An 11,365-nucleotide genomic window follows, 5' to 3' on the forward strand; every position below is an offset into this window, starting at 1 on the left:
CAATCCGGACGAAAGCCGGGCATCACCACGTTTTGGTTAGGCCTCAAAAAGTTTGATGCCATCGTTATCGGCTTCACCTTATCAAAAGATGTGTCCAGACGGTAGGCTTCACAGTGGGGGTTTTTCTTTGCCCGTCAAAACCGAACGAACGTAATCACAGTTAAATCCGGTAGCCAATCTAACGAACCCATGTGGTACTTCACCATCAAGCAGCAGCGCATAAAGAATGCGCAGTACCAGCAATTGCAGAAGATCGCCAGCCTGACAGAAGTCGAGATCTTTAACGAACCATACGAAAACTACTGCCTTTTTGAGGTACCCAGGGAGCGCTACCGGGACTTCATCGACCACCTCGATCTCGAAGGAATTGCCTACGACGTCTCACCGGATAAACCAACCCGGGAAAAACTGCTGGACAACATGCGTTAGGAAAGCAGGCCGGCAATGCCTCGTTTTTGCAACAGGCCCTGCAAACTGAACCGGCAGCCCGGACCAAACTCAACCACCGACTCCCAGTTGGTTACTACCCAGTCTACTCCCTGGCGGGCGATCAGAATTTTGCGGGATTTGTCGGATGTGATCCAGATGACCTGTTCAACGCCAAAGTCGAGCAGCATCTGAGTTTTGTAAAAAATGTAATCTTCTTCACTGCCAAACTCCTGTGGATTAATATCGGCCTTTACATCTACTTCAATTACGTAGCGGGGCGCAACGGAAAAGTACTTCTTATCAAACTGACTAATTTCCGTCAGCGTAAAAATGGCAATGTCGTTGGACAGGTTATTGTTGGGAGCCAGATGTAAGCCTGGTTCGTTAGACACAATAAAGTACTCCTCAGTCAGTGTTTTACCGATCTCCAGCAAAATCAGGGTAATAATTGCCGATTGCAGGGAACTACTGCCCATAACTTCATCAACAGTTTTAGTTTGGGCCAGTACATCCCGGTATCCTTTCCGGTAGAGTACCGTACCATTCAGCTCTTCATAAATCAGCGAAGGCGGTATATCCGACCGGCGCTGATCCGGTGATTCTGCGGTTACGACTGCCATATCCATCCTGTTTTGCGTAATTACGCAATTACGTAAATATACAAAAAGAACCAGCAGGTTGTTACCTTACCCTACCTTATACATTTGCCGTTTCGTTGTCGATAACGGTCGGCCGGAGCCGGCGGACCAGCCGGAAGAATCGCGTGGTGAGCAGAATGGCCGCTACGGTCAGGCCCGCCAGCAAACCGATCCAGACACCCGTCGCATCCAGCTTCAGCCAAAATGCCAGCGCATAGCCGACAGGTAACCCGACAACCCAATAGGCAAACAGGGTAATGATGGTAGGCACGTTGACGTCAGAAAGGCCGCGCAGCGTACCGATACCCACCACCTGTACGCCATCGGATAACTGAAAGATGCCCGCCAGGATCACCAGCGAAGCCGCCACTGTGGATACCTCGGTATTGTCGCGGATGTACAGACTTACGAGCCAGTCATTAGCCGTCAGAAAAATAACCGCGCAGAGGGTCATAAAGACGGTACTCAGCACAAAGGCCGCCAGACCCGCCCGGTATACCTGCCCCTGCCCGCCCTGTCCTAAAGCCGCTCCTACCCGAATGGAAGCAGCCGCCGAGATACCCGAGGCCATCATATACGTTGTCGAGGCCAGGTTGATTGCGATCTGGTGAGCGGCCAGCCGGTCTTCACCCAGCCAGCCAATGATGACCGCTGCCAGCGAAAAGGTAGCTACTTCAAAAAAGAATGTCAGCCCCCCCGGCAAACCCAGCCGCAGGATTTCCCGGACAAAGGTCAGTACCGGCAACTGCCTGTAAGCCGGCTGAAAATAAGTTCTGAAGATAGCCGCCCGCCGAATATAGATCAGAATAGCCACAGCCATATAGATCCTGGACAACAGCGTAGCCAGTGCGGAGCCGTAGAGTCCCAATTCAGGAAAAGGCCCCCAGCCGGTAATCAGCCAGTAATTCAGGATGGCATTTACCGCCAGCGCCGATAAGGTAATCATCATAGCCACCCGCGGATAAGCCAGGCCGTCGCACAACTGCCGGGCCGCCACAAACAGAAACAGCGGGATGTTTGATACGCTCAGGATCAGCATGAAGTTACGGGCCAGCCGCGTCACCTCGGGGGTCTGCCCAAAGATATCGAAGAAGTATGCGACAATTGCCGATACAAGTCCGAGTACAACGCTCAGCAGCACCGCCACGTAGATACCGGCCCGGTATAGCCGGTTTATATCGGCATCCTTCCCGCGCCCCCGCGCCTGCGACACCAGCGCGGCTACTACGGCCAGGCCTCCCACGCCGATGCTTGACACCAGAAACGTGAGTGATACGGCCAGACCAGCGGCTCCCAGCGGCACGGCACCCAACAGCCGCCCGACAAACAGGTTGTCGGTCACCCCCATCAACACGACGCCCAGTTGAGCAATTACTATGGGTATACTGAGCCGGAGGGTATCGGTCAGATCAGACCGGTAGGCACGAAGCCAGTCAAGCATAGCGATCAACTAATTATAAATAGGCCGCAAAGGTATAGGAAGAAGCGTAGCAAGCCCACAAGAAACTTGATATACACTTAACCCTTTTCTTCCAAACAGGGGAAGGCGCCTTATTTTGTTTAACAACGTTTACACATAATCGTAATTTTCAGAAAACAGGGTCCAGTCCCTCAGTTTAATACCTGTTCACGAAGATTTTTCCCTAGTTTCGTACACTAATACAAGGCTAATTATTAATATAAGGGCTTTTTTCTCACGATTAAGGCTCCCATTTCAACTAATCTGCGGTAGTGAATTTTGACAAGAAGAACCTGTTCCAGGCAGACATCACCAATTGCGAACGGGAGCCTATCCACATCCCAGGCCGGATACAGGCGCATGGTTTTCTGCTGGCCGTAACACCGGATGATTATACGATCATTCAGGCCAGCGAAAACGTCCGGGAGCATTTAGATATACTCGCTGATCAGTTGATTGGTACTTCCTTAAACTCGCTGCAGAACGGAACACGTTTTCAGGGCGATGTGCTGACAGATCTCCTTAAAACAGGGCTGCGGAACCAATCGCTGGAGACGATGAATCCGTACCGCATCAGGCTCCATGAGCGGGACTATAATTTGGTATCGCACCAGCACGACAATGCCGTCATTCTGGAGTTTGAGCCGGTAATGGACTCCAACAACTGCCAGAATCTTCAACGCTTGCTGGCGCAGTCTTTGTCGACCATAAAAGCCAGTTGGTCTATGGATCAACTGCTGGAAAATGCGGCCCGTCAGGTCAAAAAGATTACTGGCTACGACCGGGTCATGATCTACAAGTTCTGGCCTGACTGGCATGGCGAAGTCGTCGCAGAGGTGAAAGAAGACCATCTGGAGCCGTTTCTGGGCCTGCACTACCCGGCATCCGATATACCCCGCCAGGCCCGTGAATTGTACAAGACCAACCGGGTCCGCTGCATCAGCAACGTCAACCAGGCAGACTCGGCACTATTCCCGGTGCTGTACGCCAACCGAAAGCGTCCGCTCGACCTGGCTCATTCGATCCTGAGAGCGGTGTCGCCGGTTCATATCGAGTACCTGAAAAATATGGGCGTACAGGCCAGCATGAGTATCTCGCTGATGTACCAGGGTGAACTTTGGGGGCTTATATCCTGCCATAATGCTACGCCCCGGCAGATCGATTATTCCGCCCGCATGTCCGTTGATCTGGTAGGCCAACTGTTATCGGCTGCGCTGGAGTACCACAAAGACGAAGAGGATCAATCCTTTACGCAGCAAATCCGTGAAGCCGGCCAGACCCTGTTCAGCAACATGCTGAAAGACTGGAACATTGTGCGTGGCCTTACGCAATACGAGACTACTGCCCTCAACATCAACTCCGCCACCGGCGCAGCCCTGTTTTTCGAAGGAAAACTGGTCACCCTCGGCCAAACGCCATCCGACAAAGACATTCACGGCCTGATCGGCTGGCTACAGAATGTCGATACGGACACCTTTTTTCAGACATCCCATCTGGCAGAGCAATACCCGCCGGCGGCTGGCTTCAGTGCTGTAGCATCGGGCTTACTCGCTATTCCGCTGTCGCGGGAGTTGAACGAATACCTGCTTTGGTTCAAGCCCGAGCAGGTTCATTCGGTAAGCTGGGCCGGTAACCCCGAAAAGGCAGTCAATATTCATGAAAACGGCAGCATTCGCATCAGTCCGCGTAAGAGTTTTGCCCGCTGGGTGCAGGAGGTTTGCCATACAGCGGAGCCCTGGAAAGATGCCGAGATTGCTACGGCGCTGAAACTCCGGGAGGATATTCTGCACGTTGTAGCCAAAAAAGCCAACGAAATACGGCTCCTGCACGAAGAACTCCGAAAAGCGTACGAAGAACTGGATGCTTTTAGCTATACCGTCTCGCACGATCTGCGGAGTCCGTTGTCGACCATCAAGAGTTACTCAGAAATTATTCTGGAGGAATACGGTGAAGAGTTCAACGACGATGCCCGGACGCTGTTTACCAAAGTAATCCGGGCAACGGACCGGATGAACAGCCTGATTCGCAACATTATGGACTACTCGCGGATGGGGCAGAATGACCTGCTGACTCAACTGGTAGATATGCGTAAACTGTTGCATCGGTTGCGGGAAGATACGCTGGTAACGGAAAAAGGCCGGCCGCTTACCATTCACATCCTCAACACGCCACCGGTTGCCGGTGACCCAACAATGGTATTGCAGGTATTCAGTAATCTGCTGTCAAACGCAGCCAAGTATTCGCGGCAGTCTCAGCCGGCTGTTATTGAGGTGAACGGGTTCCGGAATGAATATGAGGTTGTCTATTCGGTTAAAGACAACGGCATTGGCATTGATATGAAGCAGTCCGGCCGGGTGTTTGACCTCTTCAAGCGCCTGGACAACACCGGAAAGACAGAAGGAAATGGCGTAGGACTGTCTATTGTAAAACAGATAATGAGCCGGCACAAGGGGAAAGTATGGTTCGACAGTGAGCCCAACCGGCAAACCACCTTCTATGTAGCGTTTCCGCACGTACCGGTTGCGCAGATGAATCAATAAAAACAACCTTATGTCTATAATGGCCCGATTGCGTCAGGAAACGCAGCTCTGCCACGAGCAGGTTGAAAAGCTCCTGTATGCCGAGCAAATCCAGAACGGAACGCTGACCAATGATCAGTACATTCAGCTACTGTATGTTAACCTATCATTTCACCAGCCTCTGGAAATGGCCATCCGGATGGCTGATCCAGCCTTTTTTGCCGGCTATGACCCTTTCCAGCGGAGTAAAGCCCACCTGATTATTCAGGACCTGCAGATGCTCCGGTTACCGGTACCCGCTACGCAGCGGCTGTGTTTTCATAACTGGACCAATTGGCAGCTCCTGGGCGCGGCCTACGTAGCCGAAGGGTCAACCTTAGGCGGACGGGTCATCAGTAAATGCCTGCAAAAAAATCCGTCATTGTGTCATACTGCGGGCCAGTCCCGCTTTTACGCCGGTTATGGCGATCAGACCGGTTACCTGTGGAAAACCTTCTGTGCCTACCTGCCTCAGCAGGCTGCCACACAGGAAGACCAGATCGTCCAGGGAGCCATTGACGCCTTTCAGCTTTACGAACATATCTTTTACAGCTTATCTGTCTCAGCCGGACCCGTTGCCGCTTTGTAACCGTTCTGCGTATGGTAATCGAAAAAACTGTTTTAGTGTACGACGACGAGGAGGATATTCTGGAACTCGTACAGCGGGCGTTGCGCACTCAGTACCACGTAACGACCCGTAATCGACTCACCCATGTCTTCGACGAGGTGCAACAAATCCGGCCGTCGGTCATTATTATCGACTATCAGTTAAACGGCCAGACCAGTCATGACACTATTATTCAACTCAAGCAAAACAGCCATACCGCCCACATTCCCATTGTGTTGTTTACGGCTTATGATAACATTGACGTCATTGCCCGGTCGTTGAAAACAGATGCTTTTCTGGGCAAACCTTTTTCCCTAAAAGATCTGCGCGGCTGCGTAGCTAAGTTTTCCAGCCACCCGGTGACGCAGAATCTGTAACGGTACGAACCGCCGGGACGGGGCGCTTGCAGCTAACCTTACCAAGCGGCCCGTCCCGATAATTCGTTTTTGCCCTGAATGTTGTTAATTTTGCTCCACTTACTACGAACCCCTCATTTATTTTGAAAGAGTACGGCAGCAACATTCAGAAATTGGTTGACAACATCGTCAACATTGAGGACCGGGAAAAGCGCACCCGCTACGCGCATATCCTGGTCGAACTGATGCGGCAGATCCATCCAAACATGAAAGACGGCCAGGACTATTACAACAAGCTCTGGGACGATCTGTATATCATGTCGGGGTTTACCCTGGATGTCGACAGCCCTTATCCTCCGCCGTCGAAAGAAGTGCTGGGCCGTAAACCGCAGCAGGTCCCCTACAACATGCATAACCTCCGGTACAAGCATTACGGCCGGAATATGGAACTCCTCATTGACAAGGCGGCTACGATTGACGATCCGGAAGAAAAACGGGCGTTTGTATCGTACCTGGCCCGGCTCATGAAAACCTTCTACGCCACCTGGAACAAGGAATCCGTTGAAGACGAGACCATCTTTACCAACCTGGAAGAGATGTCGGACGGCCGGTTGAACGAAGACCTGCAGGGTATTCGCAACGGCGGCATGATTGAAGGCACTCCCCGCGAGCGCACCGGCGACCGTCGTGAGGGCGGAGGCCGGGAAGGAGGCTATCGCGAAGGCGGTAGTGGAAATCGCCCATACGGCAGTGGTTACCAGAACCAGCATGGCGGTAACCGCGACAATCGGGATGGCGGCCGCCGGGGAGAGGGTGGTCATCGTGGCCAATTCCGTCCCAACAACCGGGACAACCGCGGCAACGACCGCCGGAGACGATAAACTTTTAATTCCAACATGGCATCATTCCAGATTACGGGCGGCCGCCGGCTGCAGGGCGATCTTATACCACAGGGAGCCAAAAATGAAGCATTGCAGATTCTGTGCGCGGTACTGCTGACCAGGGAGCCCGTTACGATTCATAACATTCCGAATATACGCGACGTAAACCAACTGATCGACCTGCTGGGGGATCTGGGCGTATGGGTCACCAAAATTGGCCCCTCTTCGTACCGCTTTGAAGCCAGCGATGTGGATCTGGACTACCTCGAAACACCTACCTTCAAACGCAAAGCCGGTGCCTTGCGGGGTTCGGTCATGCTATTGGGCCCGATGCTGGCCCGCTTCAAGAAAGGCCGCATTCCCCGGCCGGGGGGCGATAAGATCGGTCGTCGCCGGCTCGATACCCACTTCCTCGGCTTCGAAAAGCTGGGCGCTCAGTTCCATTACGATACCAACGACGGCGGTTTTTACCGGGTGGATGCCCAGAACCTGAAGGGCGCCTACATGCTGCTCGACGAAGCATCGGTGACCGGTACGGCCAACGTGCTGATGGCCGCCGTCATGGCCGAAGGGATCACCACCATTTACAATGCCGCCTGTGAGCCTTACCTGCAGCAACTCTCCAGGATGCTGAATGCGATGGGCGCTAAGATCTCGGGCGTTGGATCCAATCTGCTCGTCATCGAAGGTGTCAGTGAACTACACGGTACTGATCATACCATGCTGCCCGATATGATCGAGATTGGTAGCTTTATTGGACTGGCAGCCATGACCCAGTCGGAGGTAACCATCAAAAACTGCCAGATTCCGCAGTTAGGCATCATTCCGGATGTATTTAAACGTCTTGGTATTCAGCTGGAGTTTCGCGGGGATGATATCTTCATTCCAGCCCAGGACCGCTACGAAATTGAAACCTTCCTGGACGGCGGCATGATGACCGTAGCCGATGCCCCGTGGCCGGGCTTTACGCCTGACCTGCTCAGCATTGTGCTTGTCACGGCCGTACAGGCCAGTGGCACGGTGCTTATCCACCAGAAGATGTTCGAGAGCCGCCTGTTCTTCGTTGATAAACTCATTGAAATGGGTGCACAGATCATTTTGTGTGACCCCCACCGCGCAACCGTTGTCGGCCTGAACCGCCGGATGCCGCTGAAGGGTATCCGGATGTCTTCGCCCGATATCCGGGCCGGTGTGGCTCTGCTGATTGCCGCCCTCTCCGCCGACGGCGTCAGCATCATCGACAACATCGAGCAGATTGACCGGGGCTATCAGAACATTGATACCCGGTTGAATGCGATTGGGGCCGAGATTATCCGATTGTAAGACGACTCAATAAGCTACGTGAAAAGCCGCTCTCCCAGGCGGCTTTTCTATTTTCTGCTCATAACGCAATTTTAACCCCGTCTTCAATCGTTTTTAATGTGGGTCTCACATCTTTGAACCGTCATTAAAACGACAGCGCCATGGAAGCTCCGGAAATGATTAGCCAAAGACCAGGGATTCCGTACCAATCGTAACCTGAAAATACCGTAACTTGATCATATCAGGTGAGCCCCTCCCGGCTCACCTTTTTTATTGACTACACGGCTACAGGTTTCCGGCGCCAGAAACGAACTTTCTAAAACGAAACGCTTGTTTTACGGTTACAGAATCATTTTATGCTAAACGTTATGAAAATCATGAAGAATCACCAGCCATGGACCGCCTTTTTCGTGACCGGTCTGGTCCTAGCCAGCCTTACGCTTGCGCCGGCCCGTGCTCAGTCGACCAACGCTACTCAGGCGGGGGGACAAACCAGTTCTGCCACAACCGGAACCGCTAAGAGCCAGTTGATGCCCACGGTGAACCGCATGATGGACAAATTAAAAGCCATGCGTATGACGGGCGACCCTGACTTTGATTATGTTCTTCTCATCCGCACTCACCACCTGGGTGAAATTGAATTAGCGCAGGAAGCGGTTAAAAGTTTGCAAAACGCCGGTATGAAGCAACTGGCCCAAACGCTGATTACGCGAAAACAAAATGAGGTTAACCAGCTGGAATCTGCCCTGAAGCAGATAAAACCCAGCCGCGCCAATCAGGCGTTTGTGCAGTCGCAAAACCAGAAGCTGGAAGCGATGAAATTAAACTTTGAGCAAGGCACGCTGGAGAAAAAACTAGCGGGCAACGTCGATACGGATTACGCCATGATTATGCTGGAGCACCACCGCGACGCGATTGACATCACGCAGGATTACCTGCAATACGGCAAAAACCAGACATTACGCTCGCTGGCCCAGCAGATTCTGACAAACGCCAAATCAGACAGCGATCAGTTGAAGGCAGTGATGAAGTAGTAACCTCTTGTATATCAATCCAAGCCGTCCCGATGGACGGCTTTTTTGTTAAATAAGTTTACCGAATAGTAAATCATTCACTGAATATTTAATGGCATATAACTATTTTTAAGGATTAATTACTACGTAATTTCTATGGTGCAATTTCTATTTACCTACCAATTTAAGGGTATATTTTTAACTTTTTTGTTATGTTTCTTTTTGATTGATTTAAAGGCCCAAACAGCACCCCGCTCTTTACACCAGAACATAACAATTGAAAAATTTCTCGATATTCCGGTTAGTGGCGTGCGCATAGCATATGATCAGGTCACTAAGGCGCTTTATTTTAACTCGTTTACCGGCGACGTTTATAAAATTAACCAACTAACCGAACAACCGGTTAGCTGGGCTCCTGTAGCCTCACTTGCCAATCACGGTATCAACTATTTGCAGGGACTGGCTTTTGCGGATAGTACAATGATTCTGGTAGGTAATCACAAAGAAAACGGACAGCGTGGTTATGGCTTAGTGGTAGCCGGCATTCTCCAACGTGACGGAAATCGTATCTGGAAAACGCTGCTCCGTACAGAGCCTTATCCTTCTTCGGCCACGCTCTACGACCACGCCTTCAGCGGAGTATGCGTATCACCTAATCGAGACTCTCTCTACATCAGCAGCGGCTCCCGAACCGATCATGGTGAAATAGAAGATACGGAAGGTTTGTACCCAAACACCCGCGAAGTGGCCCTGACAACAGTAATATTCAAAATTCCACTCAACGTAAAAGCCCCTACCATTGAGCTTCCCAATGATTCGGCAGCCTTGGACCGACTAGGCTATGTATTCTGCCGGGGTGTCCGCAACGAATTTGATATAGCGCTTGATTCCAAAGGCCGCCTGTTTGGCGTTGAAAATTCGGGAGACCGGGACGATCCGGAAGAAATGAACTGGCTCCGTAAAGGCCGTCATTATGGTTTTCCCTGGGAGATGGGGGGTAATCAGACGCCACAGCAATTTGCCGGTTATAACCCGAAGGAAGATAAACTCCTACCACCGAATTTAAGCGATTATCAGTTGAGTAAATTTCAAAATGACCCAGGGTTCCCAAAGAAGCCGGCCGGTCTTATCATTACGCAACCTATCCGCAGCACCGGACCCCACGCCAACTACGTTCATGAGCCCACAAATAATCAATGGGTGCCTTCCAACTCCATCAGCACCTTTACCGGACATCGGTCCCCGGTAGGCTTAGTTTTTGACAACGACAGTACTCTGGCCGATTTTACCGGCGATGCATTCGTACTGGCCTATTCGGCCGGCGGTAATGTGAGGGGGGGATACTTACCTGCGATCGACGCTGGGGAAGACATGTGCCACGTCCGGTTGCAATATGACCGCGCAGCAGATAATTTCACCGCCCAGGTCACGCGGATTGCCGACCAGTTTATGGGCCCTACCGATGCTGAAAAGGTTGGAAATATTCTCTATGTGATAGAGGACAAGCGAAACGCAATCTGGAAACTTACATTCAAAAAGCGGGAAGTGACGCAGCCTAAACCAGATCCGGTAACCGGTTTTGAGCCGAATGAAGAAAGCGACATCAACATTTTCCCTAACCCAGCTACTCAGCAATTGACGGTCGAGATTGGCCTGACTATTCAATGGACCCGGCTTTCACTTATTACTTTATCTGGTATACTCATAAAGCAGCACTTGAATTTGGGTGGCTCAACCAGCGCTGTATTGGATATTAGTCCGTTACCTCAGGGATTTTATCTGCTGAAGATTGATACGGTTCAGGGAGAAATCAACAGAAAAGTTATAAAGTATTAGGCGTCTCCAACGGAAAATTAAAAACTTGTTAGTTGCTGATAAACTTTTTCACCAGAGAGCTATTAACTGGCGACAACTTCTTTAAGACTAGCTAACCGCTGATTGAAAACAAGAAGTAAGACTTTTAAACAATTCATAAATTAGGAAAGACTGTTTGGCGGATTGCAAAAGCATCTGTAAATTTAGAACCTGTTTAAATTTTACGGCTAATGCGATAAATGTTCGCCAGATACACAAAGGATTCGGCCGATGAACAGTCACATTCATAATCTTTGCTGAGTCGGCG

Annotated in this window: 10 protein-coding genes; 8 read left to right on the plus strand and 2 right to left on the minus strand. The window is 51.2% G+C overall.

The features are described 5' to 3' along the window. Window positions 1-189: 189 nt before the first annotated feature. Window positions 190-429 carry a hypothetical protein gene (locus tag ABD949_RS18440; protein ID WP_345245662.1) on the plus strand — a complete coding sequence of 80 codons (240 nt, stop codon included), beginning with the start codon at window positions 190-192 and terminating at the stop codon, window positions 427-429. On the opposite strand, the gene ABD949_RS18445 is transcribed toward ABD949_RS18440, so the two are convergent. Together ABD949_RS18445 and ABD949_RS18450 are read right to left on the minus strand one after the other, a co-directional pair. Continuing rightward, entirely contained in the window at window positions 426-1,049 is a 624-nt protein-coding gene (locus tag ABD949_RS18445; protein ID WP_345245664.1) for a Uma2 family endonuclease, read from the minus strand. The two genes, ABD949_RS18440 and ABD949_RS18445, sit on opposite strands and share 4 nt — an antisense overlap. Window positions 1,050-1,125: 76 nt before the next feature. After that, the gene (locus ABD949_RS18450) at window positions 1,126-2,508 is read right to left on the minus strand and encodes an MATE family efflux transporter (protein ID WP_345245666.1); all 1,383 of its coding nucleotides are present in this window, start codon (window positions 2,506-2,508) and stop codon (window positions 1,126-1,128) included. A gap of 290 nt (window positions 2,509-2,798) precedes the next feature. Between ABD949_RS18450 and ABD949_RS18455 the strand changes: the two genes are divergently transcribed. The 7 genes from ABD949_RS18455 to ABD949_RS18485 all read left to right on the plus strand — a co-directional run bounded on the left by ABD949_RS18455 (window position 2,799) and on the right by ABD949_RS18485 (window position 11,079). Then, the gene (locus tag ABD949_RS18455; RefSeq protein ID WP_345245669.1) at window positions 2,799-5,066 is read left to right on the plus strand and encodes an ATP-binding protein; all 2,268 of its coding nucleotides are present in this window, start codon (window positions 2,799-2,801) and stop codon (window positions 5,064-5,066) included. A 19-nt stretch (window positions 5,067-5,085) separates the two neighbouring features. After that, window positions 5,086-5,673, plus strand: coding sequence for a biliverdin-producing heme oxygenase (locus ABD949_RS18460; protein WP_345245671.1), 588 nt, complete (start codon window positions 5,086-5,088; stop codon window positions 5,671-5,673). Window positions 5,674-5,684: 11 nt separating this feature from the next. Beyond that, window positions 5,685-6,068, plus strand: a complete 384-nt coding sequence (locus ABD949_RS18465) for a response regulator (RefSeq protein ID WP_345245673.1) — start codon at window positions 5,685-5,687, stop codon at window positions 6,066-6,068. Between the two features lie 74 nt (window positions 6,069-6,142). After that, a complete protein-coding gene (locus ABD949_RS18470) occupies window positions 6,143-6,928 on the plus strand; it encodes a DUF4290 domain-containing protein (protein WP_345245681.1) in 786 nt (261 codons plus the stop codon). A gap of 15 nt (window positions 6,929-6,943) precedes the next feature. Then, window positions 6,944-8,251, plus strand: a complete 1,308-nt coding sequence (murA, locus tag ABD949_RS18475) for a UDP-N-acetylglucosamine 1-carboxyvinyltransferase (protein WP_345245675.1) — start codon at window positions 6,944-6,946, stop codon at window positions 8,249-8,251. Window positions 8,252-8,598: 347 nt separating this feature from the next. Next, complete coding sequence (locus tag ABD949_RS18480; RefSeq protein ID WP_345245677.1) at window positions 8,599-9,264, plus strand: DUF305 domain-containing protein; 666 nt, start codon at window positions 8,599-8,601, stop codon at window positions 9,262-9,264. A gap of 288 nt (window positions 9,265-9,552) precedes the next feature. After that, entirely contained in the window at window positions 9,553-11,079 is a 1,527-nt protein-coding gene (locus ABD949_RS18485; RefSeq protein ID WP_345245679.1) for a T9SS type A sorting domain-containing protein, read from the plus strand. The last annotated feature ends 286 nt before the right edge of the window (window positions 11,080-11,365 follow it).

It is taken from the genome of Nibrella saemangeumensis (assembly GCF_039541915.1).
Lineage (GTDB): Bacteria > Bacteroidota > Bacteroidia > Cytophagales > Spirosomataceae > Nibrella > Nibrella saemangeumensis.